This is a genomic window from Tardiphaga sp. GW821-FHT12E02 (assembly GCF_058807155.1).
On the sequence record NZ_JBXAQK010000001.1, the window covers coordinates 1,987,718 to 2,008,352 of the forward strand.

The window sequence follows — 20,635 nt, forward strand, 5'->3', positions numbered from 1 at the left end:
CAACGGCATGCATTTGGCCGCGTTGGGCGATGATGTTGCTGTTATTATTACTAGCGGCGAAATGCGCATATTTCGGTATTTAGCAACTGCATCTGGAAATGTTGACACAAAATCGGCGCGCGGTAGGTAGGCTTCCACGCGGCCGCGATGCGATCGTAAGAAGTATGAATCAAATTTTACGAATTGGTCGTGGCCCAATTAACGCAAGTTGTATCGGCTCGATTGTAGAACCTCGGCATTGGTCTATTTAAGGGCCAATCGCTTGTTCACGATCCGATTCGAGGCTCGATGCGCGTCGCTGTCGTACATGATTGGCTCTACACATTGGGCGGCGCCGAACAGGTGCTGCGCGAAGTCCTGCAATGCTATCCGGACGCCGAAGTGTTCGCGCTGTTCGATGCGCTGTCGCCGGAAGATCGCGACAAGATCGGTATCAAGAAGAAGACCCATACGAGCTTCCTGCAACGGATGCCGTTCATCAAGACCAAGCATCGCAGCTATCTGCCGCTGATGCCGATCGCGATCGAGCAGTTCGATCTGTCCGGCTATGATCTCGTGATCTCGTCGAGCTATGCGGTCGCCAAGGGTGTGATCACCGGGCCCAATCAGCTACATGTCTCCTATGTGCATTCGCCGATGCGCTACGCATGGGATCTGCAGCACGCCTATCTCAACGAAGGCGGTTACACCGCCGGCATCAAGAGCGCGCTCGCACGCGCATTGCTGCATCGGATCCGCATCTGGGATGTGCGCACGGCACACGGGCCGGACGCGATGCTCGCCAATTCTAACTTCATCGCCAAGCGTATCAAGAAGGTCTATGGCCGCGATGCCAAAGTGATCTATCCGCCGGTGACCTTGTCGTCGCTGCCGAAAAACCTGCCGGTCGGCGATCACTTCCTCGCGGCCAGCCGCCTTGTGCCTTACAAGAAGATCGAGGCGGTTATTCAAGCCTTTAATGCGATGCCGGATCAGAAGCTGATCGTGGCCGGCGACGGGCCTGAAGCCGAACGGCTGAAGGCGATGGCCGGGCCGAATGTCAGCTTTGCGGGCTTTGTCAGCGACGTGCGCCTGCGTGAATTGATGGCGACGGCGCGGGCCTTTGTGTTTGCGGCCGAAGAGGATTTCGGCATCATCGTCGTCGAGGCGCAATCGGAAGGCGCGCCGGTGCTGGCGCTCGGCCGCGGCGGGGCGCGCGAGACGGTGTCGGCTTCGCCGGAGCTACGGACGGGCATGTTCTTCGATGCCAATGAACCGGAAGCGATTGCCGAATGCGTGCGGGCCTTCATTGCACGCGAGCATGAGTTCTCGCGTGATGTGTGTCGCGCCCATGCGCAGAAATTCTCGGCGGAGCGTTTCCGTACCGAGCTCATGATCTTCGTGAACGACAATATGAAGGGCTTTACGGGCGAGCGACGGCGCGGCCGCGGCTCGACGCCGGACGGCAGCAATTTCAAGCGCCGCTGGAGCGATACGCAGGAAGGCGGCAGCGTGCCGGAAGGCGGCGATCGCCGGGCGCGGGGGTAGGGCTGTGCGACACGCGCTGTCATCGCCCGACTTGATCGGGCGATCCAGTATGCGGCAGTGGTCGTGCTGAGGCAAAAAGCCAGTGTTTACTGGATCACCCGCTTTCGCGGGTGATGACAGGCGGAGATTGCTCCGGCTGTAGCGCTACGCATCCGCTTTCAGCGCAGACTTGTACTCCGGAAACCGCGACACGAAGGTGTCCTTCAGCGCTTTGTAATGCGCGATGGTGCCGGTGAGGTCACGGATGCGGCGTTGGCCGTTCTGGATCTCGGTCTCGAACAGATCGAGATGATGGCTGTCGAGGCTCTCACGCGTCAGATATTCGTCGTCGCCATTGCCGAACGTCACGGCGGCGCGGGCCAGCACGTCATCCACGCGCCTGGTCAGGCCGGCCTGCTCGGCCTCGGCGCTGGACAACGCCTGGTCGATGGCGCTCATCACGGCATCCAGGCGCTCGCGATCGGTCTCGGCGTCGCGCTCCGGCGAGCGGGCGCGGAATTCGCGTTCGCCGACGATGCTGCGCAGATAGGTCTGGGCGCGTGAACGCAGGAATGTCTGGAACATGGCATGCCCGTCCGATCCCGCGCAGCGGCATGCTGCGCGATGGCGCAGTGTGCCCGGCCATGGTGAGCAATCGGTTAAGAAATTGGGGCAGGGGTGGGGCGATGTCGGATGGATATCGCTGCGCTCAACCCATCCTACGTGTTCGGCGATCCCTCACAGAACACCGCGATCACCACGTCGATCCGCTTGTTGATGGCGCGCCGGTTGACCTGATGGGATTCATCGACCATTGCGCGAAAATGGTCGTGGCTGAAGACGGCGCCGATCATCATTTCTGCGACGGTTCTCGCCGGCAGGTCTTCGAGCGTGGATTTGAGCTTGATGCGTTTGATGCAGTCGACAACGCCGTTGTCGCCGCTCTTGAAGATGACGTCGGTGAAGATACCGGCCAGCGCCGGTGATTGCTTCCGTTCCGCGACGATCAGGCGGTGCAGGGCGATCTCGTCGGAGCTGAAGACCACGTCGGCGATATAGCGCATGGCGTGCCGGAGTTCGTCGATGACCGGCATGTCCGGCCGGGAAGCGACGCCGAACTGAAACCGCTGCAAATTGTTCATGAGCATGGCTCGGAACAGGTCGCTCTTGCTGTCGAACAGCTTGTAAAGCGTCTTCTTCGACATGCCGGCAGCGCTGGCAATGTCGTCCATGGTGGTCGCGGCGAAGCCTTTTTCGCCAAAGGTCCTCTTGGCGATGGCCAGCAATTGCAGAATGCGCTCGTCAAACGGGTCCGCAGCCGGTTCGGGCGTTGTCACGCGCTGGTCATTTTGCTGCGGCAAAACGCGCCCGCGCGGTTTCCTTGCGCCTGCCGATGCAACCATTGAACATGAACTCCGTTATATGAGCCGCTTCACAAACGCTTGAGTGGCATTGCCTGCCAGGCGCTTGACTTCGCGGGAGGAAACTAGCAAGTTTCCTGAGCGGAAACCAGAGAGTTTCCCAAAATTTCTCACGGCCACTTCAATCGCGCGGGATTGCGCGGTGTCGTGCGCCGTTTTTGCATTGGTGATGGTAATGACATCTGGAATTGCTCGCCCGCTGGCTCTGATTGCCGTGTTCGCCCTGGCCGGATGCGGCAAGCCGGCATCGGAGGCGAAGGCGCCGCCGCCGCCGGAAGTCGGCGTGATGGCGCTGAAGCCGCAGGAGGCCGCGATCTCGACCCTGCTGCCAGGGCGTGTCGTCGCCTATCAGGTCTCGGAAGTGCGTCCGCAGGTCACCGGCATCCTGATGAAGCGCGTCTTCACCGAGGGTGCCGAGGTAAAGGAAGGCGAGCTGCTGTATCAGGTCGATCCCGTGCAGTATCAGGCGGCGCTGGAAAGCGCTGAGGCCACGGTTCTGAAGGCGCAGGCCAATCTCGCGCTGGTGCGGCTGGTCGCAGAGCGCAAGGCGCAGCTGCTCAAGACCAATGCGGCGAGCCAGCAGGATGTCGACAGCGCCATGGCCTCCTTCAAGCAGGGCGAGGCCGACCTCAAATCGGCGGAAGCCAATCGCGACACCGCAGCCATCGCGCTGGATCGCACCAAGGTGCTGGCGCCGATCTCGGGCCGTATCGGCAAGTCGACCATCACGCCGGGCGCGCTGGTGACGGCGAGCCAGGCCAATGCAATGACCACGATCCAGCAACTCGATCCCGTCTATGTCGATCTCGATCAGGCGACCTCGGAGATGGATCGTATTCGCAGCGAGATCGCCAGCGGGCGGCTGAAGCGGCCGGCCGGTGGTGTCGAGATCGAACTGGTGCTCGAGAACGGCAAGATCCATTCGCAGAAGGGCAAGTTCGGCTTTACCGATTCCAGCGTCAACGAAACCACGGGTTCGGTCTCGACGCGCGCGATCTTCGCCAATCCCGATCGCAATCTGCTGCCGGGGATGTATGTGCGCGCCCGCGTGATTGCCGGTGTCGATCCGAAGGCGATCCTGATCCCGCAGCGCGCGGTGACGCGCAATCCGCGCGGCGAGGCGATCGCGATGTTCGTCGACAAGGACGGCAAGGTCGAACAGCGCACGTTGAAGGTCGCGCAGGCGATCGGGCCGAACTGGCTGGTCGATGACGGGGCCAAGGATGGTGACCGCGTCATTCTCGACGGGCTGCAGAAAGCGAAGCCGGGCGTGGTCGCGAAGACCATCGACGTGACCGTGGATCCGAAGACCGGCCTGACCAAGACGCCGGGCAAGGAAGCCAATGCGGCCGGCTCTGCCGAGCCGCGCAAGGACTGATCGACCATGTCGCATTTCTTCATCAAGCGGCCCATCTTCGCGTGGGTGCTCGCGATCCTGATCATGTTCGGCGGATTGCTCGCGATCCTCGGCCTGCCCATCGCGCAATATCCGCAGATCGCGCCGACGGTGATCACCATCACCGCGACCTATCCCGGCGCCAACGCGCAGACGGCCGAGAACTCGGTGACCAAGGTCATCGAGCAGAACATGACCGGCGTCGACTATCTGCAATATATGTCGTCCTACTCGACCTCGACCGGTGTGGTGCAGATCTCGATCACCTTCACCAATGAGGCCAATCCCGACATTGCCCAGGTGCAGGTGCAGAACAAGCTGCAGTTGGCCACGCCGCTATTGCCGCAGGTGGTGCAGCAGCAGGGCATCAAGGTCGTCAAGTCGTCGTCGAGCTTCCTGATGGTGCTCGGCTTCGTCTCCGAAGACGGCTCGATGAATGCGAGCGACATCGCCGACTATGTGGCGAGCACCATCAACGAGCCGATCAGCCGCGTGTCGGGTGTCGGTCAGGTGCAGTTGTTCGGCGCCGAATATGCGATGCGCATCTGGCTCGATGCCGAGAAGCTGACCAAGTATAATCTGATGCCGGGTGACGTCACCCAGGCGATCCAGGCGCAGAACACGCAGGTGACTGCGGGCCAGCTTGGCGGCTTGCCGTCGGTAGCGGGGCAGCAGCTCAATGCGACGATCACCTCGCAGAGCCGCCTGCAGACCATCGAGCAGTTCCAGGACATCATCCTGCGCACCTCGACCTCCGGCCAGACCGTGCGGCTGAAGGATGTCGCGCGGGTCGAACTCGGCTCCAAGAGCTATGACGCGGTGGCGCGCTACAACACCAAGCCCGCAGCCGGCATGGGCATCTCGCTTGCCACCGGCGCCAATGCCGTGGCGACGTCGGAGGGCGTGAAGACGCGCATCAACCAGCTGACGGCGAACATGCCGGCCGGGCTGAAGGTGATCTATCCCTACGACACCACGCCCTTCGTGAAGCTTTCGATCGAGAAGGTCGTGCACACGCTGTTCGAAGCGGTGGTGCTGGTCTTCCTCGTGATGTTCCTGTTCCTGCAGAGCTGGCGTGCGACCATCATTCCGACCATTGCGGTGCCGGTGGTGCTGCTCGGCACGTTCGGCATTCTCTCCATCGCCGGCTACTCCATCAACACGCTGACCATGTTCGCCATGGTGCTGGCCATCGGCCTGCTGGTCGATGACGCCATCGTCGTGGTGGAAAATGTCGAGCGCGTGATGGAGGAAGAGGGCCTGGCGCCACGCGAGGCGACCGAGAAATCGATGCACGAAATCACCGGCGCGCTGGTGGGCATCGGCGTGGTGCTCTCGGCGGTGTTTGTGCCGATGGCGTTCTTCTCGGGCTCCGTTGGCATCATCTATCGGCAGTTTGCGCTGACCATCGTCTCGGCCATGGTGCTGTCGGTGCTGGTCGCGCTGATCCTGACGCCGGCGCTATGCGCCACGATCCTGAAGAAGCCGGAAAAGGGCCATCACGAAAAGCGCGGCTTCTTCGGCTGGTTCAACCGCAATTTCGACCGCGCTTCGAGCGGCTATCAGTCCACCACCGGCAGCCTCGTGAAGCGGCCGGCGGCGGCGCTGATTGCCTTTGCGGCCGTGGTCGCCGCCATGATCTTCCTGTTCGTGCGGCTGCCGTCGTCGTTCCTGCCGACCGAAGACCAGGGCACCATCATCACGCTGGTGCAGCTGCCCGTCGGTGCCACGGCCGGGCGCACGCTCGACGTCATCCAGCAGGTCGAGAAGCAGTATATGGAGAACGAGAAGGACACCGTGCAGGGCGTGTTCGCCGTGCAGGGCTTCTCTTTCGCAGGCCAGGGCCAGAATGTGGGCCTCGCTTTCGTCAGCCTGAAACCGTTTGCCGAACGCGAGGATCACGCCAAATCGGCGCAGCAGATTGCCGCGCGGGCGATGGGCGCGTTCTCCAAGATCCGCGACGCGATGGCGTTTGCGGTGCTGCCGCCGTCACTGCCGGGCTTCGGCAATGCTTCGGGCTTCGACTTCTATCTGCAGGATAGCGGCAATGCCGGCCATGAGGAGCTGCTGAAGACACGCAACCAGCTGCTCGGCGCGCTCGCCGGCGATCCGCGCATCTCGCAGCCGCGCCCGAACGGCCAGGACGATACGCCGCAATTCAATCTCGATATCGATCAGGCCAAGGCGACGGCGCTGGGGATCAATCTCACCGATCTCAACACCACGCTCTCGGCGGCGTGGGGTGGCTCCTATGTCAACGACTTCATCGATCGCGGCCGCGTCAAGCAGGTCTATGTGCAGGGCGACGCCGCCTATCGCATGGACACCAACGACATCGGCAAATGGTATGTGCGCAATTCGTCGGGCGGGATGGTGCCGTTCTCGGCCTTTGCCACCAGCCGCTGGAGCTTTGGCTCGCCGCGTCTGGAGCGCTACAACGGCGTCGCCGCCGTGCAGATCCAGGGCCAGCCCTCGCCGGGCACCAGTTCGGGCACCGCGATGCTCGCTGTCGACGAGCAGATGAAGAAACTGCCGGCCGGCTATACGCATGAATGGACGGGGCTGTCGTTCCAGGAGCGCCTCACCGGCAGCCAGACGCTGTATCTCTATGCGATCTCGGTGCTGATCGTGTTCCTGTGTCTCGCCGCTTTGTACGAGAGCTGGTCGATCCCGTTTGCGGTGATGCTGTCGGTGCCGATCGGTATTCTTGGCGCGCTCGGTGCTGCGACCTTGTTCGGCCAGAGCAACGACGTCTATTTCCAGGTCGGCTTGCTGACGACGATAGGCCTCGCGGCGAAGAATGCGATTCTGATCGTGGAATTCGCCATCGAGCAGCAACAGAAAGGCCTGTCGCTGATCGATGCGACCTTGCATGCGGCGCGCCAGCGTCTGCGGCCGATCCTGATGACCTCGATGGCCTTCGTGCTCGGCGTGCTGCCGCTGGCGCTGGCCACTGGCGCCGGCTCCGCGAGCCAGAACGCCATCGGCATCGGCGTGGCCGGCGGCATGGTGGCGGCGACGGTGCTCGGCGTGTTCTTCGTGCCGGTGCTCTATGTGCTGGTCCGAAAAATCTTCCCGGGCGGCGCGAAGTCGAGCGCGCCGCAGCAGGCGCATCCGGCGGCAACGCCGGCGGAGTGACCGCAGCCGAACTTGGGTGTACATCATCCCGAACGCATTGGTTCGGGATGAGACATGCAGGGGCTGGACTGGGATCTGCTGCGCACCTTCTCCGTGATTGCGGGGGAGGCGAGCCTGACGCGCGCGGGCGCACTGCTGAAAGTCAGCGCACAGACGGTGAGCCGGCGGCTCGCCGAGCTTGAAGCCTTTACCGGCGTTCGTCTGATCGCGCGTTCGCTCGAAGGCTATTCGCTGACGCCGGCGGGCGAGCGGCTCAGCCGGCAGCTCGAGAACATGCGGCTGGAAGCCGTGCGGATCGAATCCGTGATCGCCGAGATCCGCGACAAGCCTGTCGGCACCGTCCGGCTGTCGATCACCGAGGTGCTGTCCGGCCCTTGGTTGATGGGCACGGTGGCCGAGTTCAATCGTCGTTATCCCGACATCATGCTGGAAATCCGCGTCGATGGCTGGCCGGCCTCGGTGCGGCGGCGCGAGGCGGATATCGTGTTGCGGCTGTATGGGCCGGGCAACGAAAATCTGGTTGGCCGCAAGGTGGGCCGCCTCGGCGTCGGCGTGTTTGCCTCAAAAGCCTATGCACGCGCGCACGGTCTGCCGAAAACGCGCGAGGAATGGGAGGGCCACAGCTCCATCGGCCTCGTCGGCGAGGGGCCTTTGATGGAGTGGTTCGACAGCGTCTCGCGCCATTCGCGCCGCGTGCTGCAATGTTCTTCGAATACGGATCTGATGGCGGCGGCGCGCGCCGGGCTTGGCTTCGCGCCGCTGATGTGTATTTCCGGCGATGCCGACAAGTCGCTTGTGCGCGTGCTGCCGGAGAAGCTGCGCAGCTCCACGGAGATCTGGATGCTGTCGCATCCGGATCTGGTGGATGCGCCGCAGATCAGGGCCGTGCTGGATTTTATTGCGGAGCAGGCGAAGACGGATCAGGCGCGGTTATTGGGGTGACATACACACTCTGCCCTCATCCTGAGGAGCGCGCTCTTGCGCGCGTCTCGAAGGATGGCCGCAAGCTCCGCAGCGCATCAGCTCATGGTTCGAGACGGCGCAAGTGCGCCTCCTCACCATGAGGGATCGAGTTCAGATACACCAAATCTGGTCGATAGTATCTCCACATTTGGATGCCTCCTCTCCTGCATTTCCCGCTATCATCCTTCCCAATCAGAACCGGGATGGAAACCACAATGTCTTTGCCGTCGATCTTCCAGAATCGCCTCTCCGTGCCCGTGATGGGCTCGCCGCTGTTTCTTGTCTCCGGGCCGGAGCTTGTCATCGCGCAGTGCAAGGCCGGCATCGTCGGTTCGTTTCCAGCGCTCAACGCGCGGCCGGTGTCGGTGCTCGGCGAATGGCTCGACCGGATCGAGACTGAACTCGGCGAATATGCCGCGAAGAACCCGCATCTGCCGGTCGCGCCCTATGCGGTGAACCAGATCTGCCATCCCTCCAATGATCGCCTGCATGCGGACATGGAGATCTGCGTGAAGCACAGGGTGCCGGCGATCATCACCAGCCTGCAATTGCCGCAGTCGATCGTCGATGCCGCGCATTCCTATGGCGGCAAGGTGTTCCACGATGTCACCACCATCAAGCATGCGCGCCGCGCGGCTGACATGGGCGTCGATGGTCTCATTCTCGTCTGCGCCGGTGCGGGCGGCCATGCCGGCACGATTTCACCTTTCGCGCTGCTGCGCGAAGTGCGCCAGTGGTACAGCGGCACGATCCTGCTGTCGGGCTCCATCGCCGATGGCTATGGCATCGCCGCCGCCCAGATGATGGGCGCCGACATGGCCTATATGGGCACGCGCTTCATCGCCACGCAGGAAGCCAATGCGGCGGAGGGCTACAAGCAGGCGCTGATCGACTATGCGGCGAATGACATCGTCTACACCAATCTGATCACCGGCGTGCATGGCAACTATCTGGCACCGTCGCTGACCGCTGCAGGTCTCGATCCCGCCAATCTGCCGGTCTCCGACAAGTCGAAGATGAATTTTGGCTCCGGCGGCAATACCAAGGCGAAGGCGTGGAAGGACATCTGGGGCGCCGGCCAGGGTCTCGGCTCCATCAAGGATGCACCGGCCGTGGCCACAGTCGTCGCGCGGTTGCGCGATGAATATGATCAGGCGATCGCCGACTTCGGCGGCAAGCAGGTGGTCGCGAAATCCGCGGTCGCCGCCTGATGGCAGAGCGCCCTGGCAAAGAGGCTGCCTCGCGTTTTGCGACGGCCATTCGCCCGCGTCTGTCGGTGCCGCTGATTGCGGCGCCGATGTTTCGCGTATCGGGGCCGGATCTCGTGATCGCTGCCTGCAAGGCCGGCGTGATCGGCGCATTTCCTACCGCAAATTGTCGGAGCGGTGCGGAGTTCGCGGAGTGGCTGCAGCGTATCTCTGACGCGCTGGGGCCGGAGGACGCGCCTTACTGCCCGAACCTGATCATCCGCCGCGAGACGCTGCAGGAGGATGTCGCTGCGGTGATCCGCCAGGGCTGCGAACTCGTGATCACCAGCGTCGGCCCGCCCGATGCGGTAGTGCCGCCGCTGCATGAGGGCGGCTGCATGGTGTTTGCCGATGTCGCCTCGATCCGCCATGCGAAGAAGGCGATCGCGGCCGGTGTCGATGGGCTGATCCTGCTCACGGCGGGTGCTGGCGGGCAGACCGGCTGGGTCAATGGTTTCTCCTTTGCGCGCGCAGTGCGTGCGTTCTGGGATGGGCCGATGGTGCTGGCGGGCGGCGTCTCCGATGGCGAGGCGGTGTTTGCCGCGGAAGTGCTCGGTTGCGATCTCAGCTATATGGGCACCAAATTCATCGCCACAGACGAGAGCATGGCGGAGCCCGACTACAAGGCGATGCTGGTGTCGTCGGAACTGGACGACATCCTGCTGTCGCGGGCCTTCACCGGCCTCGAGACCAATACGCTGATCCCCTCGATCGTCGCCGCCGGGCTCGATCCGAAGAACCTGCCGACCGACATGACCAAGGAGCGGGCCGACGCGCTCTATGGGCGCAATGGCAGTTCCGGGGTGACGCGCTGGCGCGATACGTGGAGCGCGGGGCATTCGGTCTCGGGCGTTCACGCCATCGAGCCGGTGGCCACGCTGGTGGCCCGGACGAGGGATGAGTATGCAGCCGCGCGCGCGGCGACGCTGAAGCGGTTGACGGCGTAGGATGGGTTGAGCGAAGCGATACCCATCACCGCACGCTCCGGAGATTGTGGTGATGGGTACCACTCCGGCTGTGCCTCCGCTCAACCCATCCTACGGGCTTCTCTCACGGCCCGCGGGAATGCTGCTTTGCGATGCAACCGGTGTCCGAGATTTGTTCGTCACCCTGCATTCACAAATGGTCACGCCGGATGTATTGGGGGCGGAGATTGCTGGTATGCCACCAAACTGACGAGGATCCCTCATGCGTGACTTCATGGCCGTTGCCCGTTCCGTCGCCGTTGCCGAGCACGGAATGGCCGCAACCTCACATCCGCTGGCGACGCTCGCCGCGGTGGAGATGCTGAAGTCGGGCGGTAATGCCATCGACGCCGCGCTGGCGGCGGTGGCCGTGCAATGCGTCGCCGATCCCGCCATGACGGGCATCGGTGGCGACTGCTTTGCGCTGTATTCGCCCAAGGGCGGCGCGCCGATCGCGCTGAACGGTTCCGGCCGGACCCCGGCCAAGATCGATTCCGAGAAATATGCCGGCGGCGACGCCCGCGACATTCCCGAAACCTGCGTCGAGACCGTCACCGTGCCCGGCGCCATCGATGCCTGGTGCACGCTGAGCAAGGACCATGGCTCGAAGCCGCTGGCGGAGGTCTTCGCAGCCGCCATCGATGCCGCGGAAAACGGGTTTATCATCACCCCCCGCGTCGCGGCCGACTGGAGCAAATGGCGCCGCAAGCTGGAATTGCATCCGGATGCCACGGCGCAATATCTGCCGGGTGGCCATGCGCCGGCGGTGGGCGACAAGCGCGTCCAGCCGGCACTCGCCGCCACGCTGCGCCGTGTCGCGCGCGAGGGCCGCAACGGCTTCTACCAGGGCCAGGTGGCGGACGACATCATCACCACGCTGCGTGCCGTCGGCGGCGCCCATGAGGCGGATGATTTCGACGCGCAGCGCTCGGACTACGTGACGCCGATTGCGACCAGCTATCAGGGGCATGACGTCACCGAGATTCCGCCGAACGGACAGGGCCTCGCAGCGCTGATGATCCTGCGCATGCTGGCCGGCTTCAATATCAAGAGCCTGAGTGAAGCCGATCGCATCCATGTGCTGGCCGAAGCCACCAAGGCGGCCTATCGCACCCGCGACGCTTACTTCTGCGATCCGGCGGTGGCGAAGACCGATGTCGAACGTTTCCTGTCGGACAAGTTCATCGGCGATCTCCGCGCCAAGATCGACATGAAGAAGGCGTCGCCGGAAGAGGAATGGGATTCCGTGATCCACAAGGACACGGTCTATCTCACCGTGGTCGATCGTGACCTCAATGCGGTGTCGTTCATCAACTCGCTGTTCGGCCCGTTCGGCAGCGGCATCTATGCCAAGAAGTCCGGCGTGCTGTTGCATCACCGTGGCTGGAGTTTCCGCGCTAAGCCCGGCCATGTGAATTCGCTCGGACCGCGCAAGCGGCCGATGCACACGATCATTCCGGGCATGCTGATGAAGGACGGTCGCGCCGTGATGCCGTTCGGTGTGATGGGCGGCCACTATCAGGCCACCGGCCACGCGCAATACATCTCCAATGTGCTCGATCTCGGCATGGACATCCAGGAAGCCGCCGAAGCGTCGCGCTCGTTCGCGACCAACGGTGTGTTGCAGGTCGAAAACACGATCCCCGAAGCGGTGCGCAACGAACTCGCCGCCCGCGGCCACAAGCTGCAGATGATGGATGCCGGCATCGGCGGCGCCCAGGCGATCCAGATCGATTACAAGCGCGGCGTACTGCTCGGCGCCTCGGATCATCGCAAGGACGGCATGGCGCTCGGGTTCTGAGTGCGTAGGATGGGTTGAACGGAGGCGCATAGCGCCGCAGTGATACCCATCACCGGATGCTCCGGTGCATCTGGTGATGGGTATCGCTTCGCTCAACCCATCCTACAGGCTAAGTTCCCGCGGGAACTTTTCTGCACAAGCCTGCGTTTGGTTGGGTATCCCAATCACGCAGGCTTGTTGTTGTGCATTCCACGGCCATCCTCGACAAAGCGCGTCCGCAAATGGACAGCATCATCGCGGAAGGCCGGACGGTCTGGCGCCATGTGGCGTGCCGGCGCGCCACCGTGCTCAACGATGCCGCCAATTACTTTCTCGCCCTGCGCCGCTGCCTGATCGAGGCGGAGCATACTGTCTTTATCGTCGGCTGGGATGTGCATAGCCGCGCCATGCTGGTCGGACCCGAAGGTACGGCGGCTGATGGCTATCCCGATGAGTTTGGCCCCTTCCTGCATGCGTTGCTGGCCGAGCGCCCGGAGTTGCGCATCCATCTCCTGATCTGGAATTCGCCGGTGATCTATGCCGGTGAACGCGAATGGTTTCCCTCTGCCAAATTCAGCGTGCCGAACAGCGACCGGCTGATCTTCTGCTACGACGACTGCCTGCCGACTGGGTCGGCGCAGCATCAGAAGATCGCCGTGATCGATGACAGTATTGCCTTTTCCGGCGGGCTCGATCTCACGATCCGCCGCTGGGACAGCGATGAACATCGTGCGCACGATCCGAAGCGCGTCGATCCAGATGGCAAGCCTTATCCGCCCTTTCACGACGTGCAGATGATGGTAGATGGCGAGGCCGCGCGTTGCCTCGCCGAACTGGTACGAGACCGCTGGGCCTGCGCCAATTGCGGCGTGGCGTCGGATATCGGTGTGGAACGCCGTATCTGGCCTGAGGGATTTGCCGCCGATTTCGAGCGTGTGAAGATCGGTATCGCGCGCACCGAGCCTTATGCAAGGGGACGGCCGGCCATCAATGAAGTCGATCGGCTGTTCATGGCATCGATCGAAACCGCCGAGCGCATGATCTATATCGAGAACCAGTTTCTCAGCGCGGAGCATATCGCGCGCAAACTGGCCGAGCGGCTCAAGCAGAAGCCGGAGCTCGAAGTGCTGCTGATCGCGCCGAAGACGCATGCGTCCTGGATCGAGGCGCGGACCATGCGCAATGGCCGGCTCGAATTCATGAAGGTGTTCGATGATGCCGGCGTCGCCGATCGTGTGCGACTGCTGCATCCGCAGGTCACGGAAGGCGCCACCGTCGAGGCCGTGATGGTGCATGCCAAGGTGACCATCATCGACGATCACCTGCTGCGCATCGGCTCCGCCAATCTCAACAACCGCTCGATGGGCGCGGATTCCGAATGCGATCTCGTGATCGAGGCGAGCAATGATGCGGAATGCAACAAGGTCGCCGCGATCCGCAATCGCCATCTCGGCCACTTTTGCGGCGTGTCGGAGCAAGTGGTCGCCGATGAGCTGGAGCGCAGCGGATCGCTGATCGAGACAGCTGCGACTTTGCGTGACAACGGCCACAGCCTCCATCCGGTCGAGGACGGCATCCCTGACGCCAAGGAGATCGTGGATTTCGTCACACCCGTCGCCGATCCCCTGCGCCCGCTCGGCCTCGAGCGCGCGGCGCGGGCGACCGTGCCGACCTCGATCAAGCTGCTGACACTGGTCGGTGCCATCGGTGCGCTCGCGGCACTGTGGCGTTTCACGCCGCTCTATGATTTCACCAATGCCGATACTCTGCTGGAGACGCTGCACTCCATTGAAGGCTCTCCCTGGGCGCCGCTGGCGATCGTGGCGGGCTTCATCATTGGCGGCCTGGTGTTGTTTCCTGTCACAGTGATGATTGCCGTCACCGCCGCGGCACTGGGGCCGTGGATAGGGCTAGGCTCGGCGCTGGTCGGTACGCTGGCCAGCGCATCGCTGCTCTATACGGTCGGACGCATTGTCGGCATCAAGCCGGTGCAGCGCATGCTGGGGCCGCGACTGCGGCGGATCCAGAACAAGATCGTCGGCAACGGCATCATCGCGGTGGTGCTGATCCGCATGCTGCCGCTGGCGCCGTTCTCGCTGGTGAATATGGCCGCCGGCGCCAGCGGCGTGCGGTTTCGCGATTTCATCATCGGCACCGTGATCGGCATGGCGCCGGGCCTGATCGCCATGTCGGTGTTCGGGGCACAGATCGCGGATCTCCTGCGCCAGCCGTCATGGGCTGATGTGGCGCTGCTGCTGTTCGGCATCATGGTCTGGGTCGCGTTTTCCATCGGCGCGCAATTCGTGGTCACCTGGTGGAGCCGCCGCCGGTGATTGCGCCAAGCATCCGCATCATGACGTGGAACGTGCATGGCACCTTCGCGCTCAATCCGAAATTTGATTTGCCCGGCGTCATCGCGCTGATCCAGAAATGGTCGCCGGATGTGGTGGCGCTGCAGGAGATCGACTCGCGTGGCGGCGGCAGCAATCCGTTTCTTATTCTGCAGGAAGCGCTTGGCGGGCACAGTGTGGGCGTCAAATCCATCGTCACCACCGATGGCGACTATGGTCAGATGCTGATCAGCCGCTGGCCCTGGGCCGCGCCACCCGAAATCCATGACATCTCGTTCGGCGAGCATGAACCGCGCCGCGCCGTGGTGGCCGATGTCGCGACCAAAGGCGGCATCTTTCGCGTCATCGCCACGCATCTCGGCCTCAGCATCGGCGAACGCCGCCAGCAGACGCAAAAGCTGCTGACGCTGGCGCATGAGCCGACGCATCCGTCCGTGATCGTCGGCGATTTCAACGACTGGTTCTGGGTCAATTCGGTGCGCAAGTCGCTGGCGCGGCAGTTTCCAGCGCGCACGCGCCATCGCACCTTTCCGTCGCGCTGGCCGCTGATGCGGCTGGACCGGATCTATGGGCGCGACATCCAGATCGTTGGGAGCTTCACGGATCCGGACGCCAAAGCGATCTCGGATCATCTGCCGGTCATCGCCGATATCGTGCCAACCTTGCCGTTGCAGTTGGTGGCACCTCGCGAGAACGGCGCGCTAGAGCCATCCGTTGCGGCGGAAGCGCCAGTATAGGCCAGCGCAGATGGCGCCGATCACGCCCAGCACGACGAAATAGCCGTACTGCCATTTCAGCTCCGGCATGTTCTCGAAATTCATGCCGTAGATGCCGGCAAGGGCGGTGGGTACAGCGAGAATGGCGGCCCAGGCAGCGAGCTGACGGGTAACATCCGTCTGCTGTGACTGGCCCAGCATCAGGCTGGTCTCGAAGGCGAAGGCCAGCACCTCGCGCAGGCTGTTGATGTCTTCCTTGACGCGGTGGATGTGGTCGGTGACGTCGCGGAAAAGCGGCTGCATTTCGGGATCGATCTGCACGACTTCGGCATGCTCGATGCGATGGCAGACTTCGGTGAGCGGGGCTGCGGCATCGCGCAGGCGCAGCAGGTCGCGGCGCAAAGTGTAGAGCCGCTCGATCTGGTGCGATGCCAATGTGCGCTTCAGCAGGCTGTCTTCGAGCTGCTCGACTTCCGATCTGATCTGATCGATCACTGGCGCATATTCATCGACGATGAAATCAAGCACCGAATAGAGGATGAAGTCCTCGCCATTGGCGAGCGTGGTCGGGCAGGCCTCCGCGCGCTCGCGTACGGCGCGATAAGAACTGGATGCGCCGTGACGAACGGTCACGACGTAGCGCGGCCCGACGAACATATGCGTTTCGCCAAAGGCAATGCGGCCGTCGATCAATTGCGCGGTGCGGGCGACAACGAACAGCGCCTTGCCATATTGCTCGAGCTTGGGACGCTGATGCGCCTTCTGCGCGTCCTCGATGGCAAGGTGATGCAGATCGAATTGCTGCTGGATCTCATGCAGGAGGTCGTCGCCGGGTTCGAACAGGCCGATCCAGACCACATGGCCAGGCTTCGTCGTCCATTTCTTGGCATCCGCGATGCTGTCGAGATCCTTGACCTTGCGCCCCTTGGCATAGACGGCGGCGCCGACGATGCCTGGCTTGGGGTGGGATAGTTCGGGATGGGCGGTGACGGGGGTAATTTGATCCATGAGAGTGATCATGCCGCAATTGTTCAACTCAGGGCAACGGCCGGCCCTGGCTCTCGTTCCACAGGGCATCGAGGCCGCTGCGGTAATTCGGATATCGCAGGCTGACGCCGAGTCCGGTCTTCAGTCTTGCGTTGGAGATCCGGTTGCTTGAGGCATAGAAGCTGCGGGCCATCGGGGTAAGGTCGGCGGTGTCGAAATCCTGTTCGGGGGGCGGCGGAATATCCATCCGTCCGGCAGCGTAAGTCACCACGTCCTGCGGCGGTGCCGGTTCGTCGTCGCAGACATTCCAGACGCCGCCATGCGGATGCATCGCTGCCGCGGCGATCGCCTGCACGATGTCATCGACATGAATGCGGTTGAAGACCTGACCGGGTTTGACGATGCGATGGGCGCGGCCGCGGGCGAGATTGACGAAGGCGTTGCGGCCGGGGCCGTAGATACCGGCGAGACGGAGGATGTGCAGTCGATCGCCGCAGGTGCTCCGCCAGGCGGCCTCCGCGTGCGCGCGCAGGCCGCGCCGCGTGTCATCGCGGACCACGGTCGCGGCCTCGTCGATCCACGCGCCCGCATGATCGGCATAGACACCGACGCTGGAGAGATAGATCACGCGGGCCGTGCTGTCCGCCAGTCCGGCTCCAAAATGTACAAGAACGGGATCGCCATTCTTGTCGGGCGGTACCGAGACAAGGATCACATCGGCGCGCTCAAGCCGCTCGTGGATTTCCGGATCGGCACGCGTGCCATCGAACAAGAACGGGGCAAGGGGCTCACCGGCCAGAGCCGCATGGCTGTCCGCGCTACGCACGGTACCACTGATCTCCGCAAAGGCGGCGGCATGAGAACGGATGAAATGCAGGCAGCTATAGCCGATGCCGAACACAAACAGGCTTTTGCGCATCATCATCCGGAGAACTTATCCGTGCCGGTCGATCTGTTCAACGTGGTGCGCTGCCTGTTTCTTTGACAAAACCAAGCAGAAGCCGGCTGACTTCATCGGCTTGCTCCTGCTGCACCCAGTGGCCGGCGCCATCGATAAGGTGCACGGCGCGCATGTCCGTGCACGCCGATGTCTGCATGGTCTCGATGGCGCCGGGGCGCTGATAGATGCCCCAGTCCTGCAGACCGGAAATGAAGACGGACGGTACATCGATGGTGCGGCCGGAGAACAGTTCATAGTCGGCGTTGAACAGCCCTGTCGTGTTGCAGCGATACCATTGCAGGCCTCCCTGAAAACCCGTGCGGGCATATTCGGCGCTGTAGTATGCGAGTTCGCTGTCTGGCAACCATCTATTCACAGCAATGGCGTCGCGCGATGGCATTTCCTTCGCCACGGTCTCGGCCATCGTCTCGTTGAGATCCATGACGTAATAAGTCGGCAGTTTGGCGAGTTCACCGGCCGTCCAGCCCTGCAGCGGATAGGGCTTGTTGTCGGCCCAGTCTGCGCTCTTGTGATGATAATAAGCACGCAGGAAATCATGCACGCCCTGCGGCGCATGCTGCATGTGATCGTTGGCTTCGCGTGTCGCGTAGTACCATTGATAGTGCTTTCGAGGACGCGGCAGGGCCGCGAGATCGCGATGGACGGGGTCTTCGGGCTTCGGCGTTGTCGGCCTGTCAGCCGTATCGAAAGGGATCGATGGCGGACCGGAGAATGGGGCGCTCATCAGCGCGACCGAGCGAAACACATCCGGCCGCGTCAGTGCACACCAGGCAGCGACAGAGCTGCCGAAATCGTGACCGACGACGGCATCCACATGGCGATAGCCGAGCGCTGCGACGAGGCCGAGTGCATCGCGGACGAGATTGAGCAGGTTGAACGGACGCAGGTCGCCGTCGTAATCGGCGCTCCAGCCGGTGGTGCGGCCATAGCCGCGCTGATCGGGCGCGATGACATGATAGCCGGCAGCGGCCAGTTGCGGCATCACCTTGCGCCAGCTGTAAGCGAGTTCGGGGAAGCCGTGCAGCAGCAGCACGCAGGGGCGGCCGGCGCTCTCATGGCCGGCTTCCAGCACATGCATGCGCAGTCCGTTGATGCCGTCGATGAAACGCGAGCGAATGCCGGGTGGCAGAATGTCGGAGCTGATGGGATCGAGAGCTGTCACGTTGCCTCCTGTGCTGCTCTTGCGTGGCAGCGTCATTGCCACTCCAGCGCAGTGCGGACGAAAAGACAACTACCTCGTGAAGCGGGCCACCAATTCGATATGCGGGGTGTGGCGGAATTGATCGACAGGCGTGACGTTGCCGAGCTTGTAGCCGCCATCGATCAGAATGCGCGCATCGCGGGCGAAGGTCTGCACGTTGCACGAGACGGCAACGACCAGCGGCACCTTGCTGGCCGCGAGGCGCTCGGCCTGCGCCTGTGCGCCCGCGCGCGGCGGATCGAACACGACGGCGTCGATATCGCGTAGCTCCTGCGGGACGAGGGGGCGGCGGAACAGGTCGCGGGCCTCGGCCTTGATGGGCTTGAGACCCTTCGTGTCTTTGATGGCCTGTTGCAGCGAAGCGATGGCTTTTGCGTCGCTGTCCAGCGCATGCACCTTGGCTTTGGCGGCAAGCCGCAATGCGAAGGGGCCGATGCCGCAGAACAGGTCGAGGATCGTCTTGGCGCCCTTGCAGTGCTGCAGGACGAGTGCGGCGAGGGCGTCTTCGCCGGCTGCGGTGGCCTGCAGGAACGAGCCCGGTGGCAAGGCGACGCTTGCCGTGCCCATCGCGACCACCGGCGGTGCGCGCATCAGCACGAGTTCGCCATGCCGCGTTAGCCGGGCAAGTTTGTGCGCGGCCGAGAGGGCGGAGAGTTTTGAGATCAGTGCCGTGGAGATCGGTCCGCTTCCGCGGACGTCGATGTCGAGGCCGTTGTCGGCAGCCGTGACCTGAATGTCGAGGGGCTTGTCCATGGGCTTCAAGAGCTCGGCAATGGCGCGCGCGGCTTCGAGCGCGCCTGACAGCGCGGGATCGAGGATCGGGCAGGCATCGATAGCGACAATGGCGTGGCTTGCGGCTTCGGCGAAGCCGACCTGGGTCTCGCCATCCTTGGTGCGCGCATGCAGCGTGACGCGGCGGCGGCCGGCGCCGTGGGCATCGACCAGCGCATCAACGGGGCAGTCGATATTCGCCTGGTTCAAAGTGTCGATGACGATCTGGCGCTTCCAGGCCTGATAGGGCGTCGGTTGCCAGTGCTGGATGGCGCAGCCGCCGCAGCGGGTGAAATAGGTGCAGAACGGATCGATCCGATCCGGGCTTTGTTGTTCGATCCGTGTGAGGCGGCACTTGCCGTCGCGGCTTTCGGCCTCGACGACCTCGGCGGGGAGCGTGAACGGCACATAGGTTGGCGGACGATCACTGCTGACGCCATCGCCGCGATGGCCGACATGATCGATGGTGATGCGCTCAGCCACGCCGCGCACCCATGAAAAATTCGATATTGCCATCGCCGCCCTTGATCGAGGACGGGAACACCTCGATGTCGGTGCAGCCGAGTTCTTTGGCGAATGTGGTGATGTCGTCGCAGATGGCCTGATGCACGTCGGCATGTTTGATGATGCCGCGCTTGGAGTGCTTCCGATCGGCCTCGAATTGCGGCTTGATCAATGCCAGCAGGCTCATCGGTGCGGCCGCGAGGGAGAGGGCGACAGGGAGAACCGCTTTCAGCGAGATGAAGCTGACATCGATGACGACAACATCGGGCCGCGCGGGCAGGCGCTTGTTTTCGAAGTTGCGGATATCAGTCGCTTCCATCGACACGATCTTCGGATGGCCTTGCAGCGAATGATGCAACTGACTGGTGCCGACGTCGATGGAAAACACCATGCTGGCGCCATTGGCGAGCAGCACTTCGGTGAAGCCGCCGGTGGAAGCGCCGACATCGAGGCAGACGTGATCCTCGATCTCGATCGGGTAATGCTCGAGCGCGCCGGCCAGCTTGACGCCGCCGCGCGACACCCAGGGATGCGCAGGCTCGGCTTCGATCGTGGCGTCGGGCAGCAACAGCTCGGAGACCTTGGCGACCTGTTTGCCATTGGCAATCACGAGACCGGCCTCGATGGCGGCCTGGGCGCGGGCGCGGCTCTCGAAGATGCCGCGTTCGACGAGGAGTGTATCGGCGCGCTTCTTCGCCGCCGCAGGTGCAGTCTGGGATTTGGTCATG

The 20,635-nt window shown here is 63.1% G+C and carries 16 protein-coding genes; 9 read left to right on the forward strand and 7 right to left on the reverse strand.

From position 1 onward, the window contains the following. Nucleotides 1-288 precede the first annotated feature (288 nt). The gene (locus AC1RQ5_RS09400) at nt 289-1,527 is read left to right on the forward strand and encodes a glycosyltransferase (RefSeq protein ID WP_493198452.1); all 1,239 of its coding nucleotides are present in this window, start codon (nt 289-291) and stop codon (nt 1,525-1,527) included. Between the two features lie 144 nt (nt 1,528-1,671). Here AC1RQ5_RS09400 and AC1RQ5_RS09405 read toward each other — a convergent pair whose 3' ends face one another. Together AC1RQ5_RS09405 and AC1RQ5_RS09410 are read right to left on the reverse strand one after the other, a co-directional pair. Then, nucleotides 1,672-2,091: a hypothetical protein gene (locus AC1RQ5_RS09405; protein WP_493198454.1), complete on the reverse strand. Its 420-nt coding sequence runs from the start codon at nt 2,089-2,091 to the stop codon at nt 1,672-1,674. A 134-nt stretch (nt 2,092-2,225) separates the two neighbouring features. Beyond that, complete coding sequence (locus AC1RQ5_RS09410; RefSeq protein ID WP_493198456.1) at nt 2,226-2,843, reverse strand: TetR/AcrR family transcriptional regulator; 618 nt, start codon at nt 2,841-2,843, stop codon at nt 2,226-2,228. Between the two features lie 259 nt (nt 2,844-3,102). Here AC1RQ5_RS09410 and AC1RQ5_RS09415 point away from each other — a divergent pair, with 259 nt between their 5' ends. The 8 genes from AC1RQ5_RS09415 (at nt 3,103) to AC1RQ5_RS09450 (ending at nt 15,504) form a co-directional block, all read left to right on the forward strand. Next, the gene (locus AC1RQ5_RS09415; protein ID WP_493198458.1) at nt 3,103-4,305 is read left to right on the forward strand and encodes an efflux RND transporter periplasmic adaptor subunit; all 1,203 of its coding nucleotides are present in this window, start codon (nt 3,103-3,105) and stop codon (nt 4,303-4,305) included. Nucleotides 4,306-4,311: 6 nt separating this feature from the next. Then, nucleotides 4,312-7,461, forward strand: coding sequence for an efflux RND transporter permease subunit (locus AC1RQ5_RS09420; RefSeq protein ID WP_493198459.1), 3,150 nt, complete (start codon nt 4,312-4,314; stop codon nt 7,459-7,461). Between the two features lie 54 nt (nt 7,462-7,515). Further along, nucleotides 7,516-8,403 (forward strand): LysR family transcriptional regulator, encoded by an 888-nt coding sequence (locus AC1RQ5_RS09425; protein ID WP_398480034.1) that lies wholly within the window; start codon nt 7,516-7,518, stop codon nt 8,401-8,403. A gap of 236 nt (nt 8,404-8,639) precedes the next feature. Further along, nucleotides 8,640-9,635 (forward strand): NAD(P)H-dependent flavin oxidoreductase, encoded by a 996-nt coding sequence (locus AC1RQ5_RS09430; protein WP_493198462.1) that lies wholly within the window; start codon nt 8,640-8,642, stop codon nt 9,633-9,635. Next, entirely contained in the window at nt 9,635-10,618 is a 984-nt protein-coding gene (locus tag AC1RQ5_RS09435) for an NAD(P)H-dependent flavin oxidoreductase (RefSeq protein ID WP_493198464.1), read from the forward strand. The genes AC1RQ5_RS09430 and AC1RQ5_RS09435 overlap by 1 nt, the downstream gene beginning before the upstream one ends. 241 nt (nt 10,619-10,859) lie before the next feature. Further along, nucleotides 10,860-12,437: a gamma-glutamyltransferase gene (gene ggt / locus AC1RQ5_RS09440; protein WP_493198466.1), complete on the forward strand. Its 1,578-nt coding sequence runs from the start codon at nt 10,860-10,862 to the stop codon at nt 12,435-12,437. A 221-nt stretch (nt 12,438-12,658) separates the two neighbouring features. Then, nucleotides 12,659-14,749, forward strand: a complete 2,091-nt coding sequence (locus AC1RQ5_RS09445; RefSeq protein ID WP_493198468.1) for a VTT domain-containing protein — start codon at nt 12,659-12,661, stop codon at nt 14,747-14,749. Beyond that, entirely contained in the window at nt 14,746-15,504 is a 759-nt protein-coding gene (locus tag AC1RQ5_RS09450) for an endonuclease/exonuclease/phosphatase family protein (protein WP_493198470.1), read from the forward strand. Before AC1RQ5_RS09445 ends, AC1RQ5_RS09450 begins: the two co-directional genes overlap by 4 nt. Here the strand turns inward: AC1RQ5_RS09450 and corA are convergent. The 5 genes from corA to AC1RQ5_RS09475 form a co-directional block, all read right to left on the reverse strand. Next, entirely contained in the window at nt 15,469-16,491 is a 1,023-nt protein-coding gene (gene corA / locus AC1RQ5_RS09455; protein ID WP_493198472.1) for a magnesium/cobalt transporter CorA, read from the reverse strand. The genes AC1RQ5_RS09450 and corA overlap by 36 nt on opposite strands. 28 nt (nt 16,492-16,519) lie before the next feature. Then, a complete protein-coding gene (locus AC1RQ5_RS09460; protein ID WP_493198474.1) occupies nt 16,520-17,395 on the reverse strand; it encodes a Rossmann-fold NAD(P)-binding domain-containing protein in 876 nt (291 codons plus the stop codon). A 31-nt stretch (nt 17,396-17,426) separates the two neighbouring features. After that, complete coding sequence (locus AC1RQ5_RS09465) at nt 17,427-18,593, reverse strand: alpha/beta hydrolase (protein ID WP_493198476.1); 1,167 nt, start codon at nt 18,591-18,593, stop codon at nt 17,427-17,429. 69 nt (nt 18,594-18,662) lie between these two features. Further along, nucleotides 18,663-19,886, reverse strand: a complete 1,224-nt coding sequence (locus AC1RQ5_RS09470) for a class I SAM-dependent RNA methyltransferase (RefSeq protein ID WP_493198478.1) — start codon at nt 19,884-19,886, stop codon at nt 18,663-18,665. Next, nucleotides 19,879-20,634 carry a TlyA family RNA methyltransferase gene (locus tag AC1RQ5_RS09475; protein WP_493198480.1) on the reverse strand — a complete coding sequence of 252 codons (756 nt, stop codon included), beginning with the start codon at nt 20,632-20,634 and terminating at the stop codon, nt 19,879-19,881. Before AC1RQ5_RS09475 ends, AC1RQ5_RS09470 begins: the two co-directional genes overlap by 8 nt. Nucleotide 20,635 lies beyond the last annotated feature (1 nt).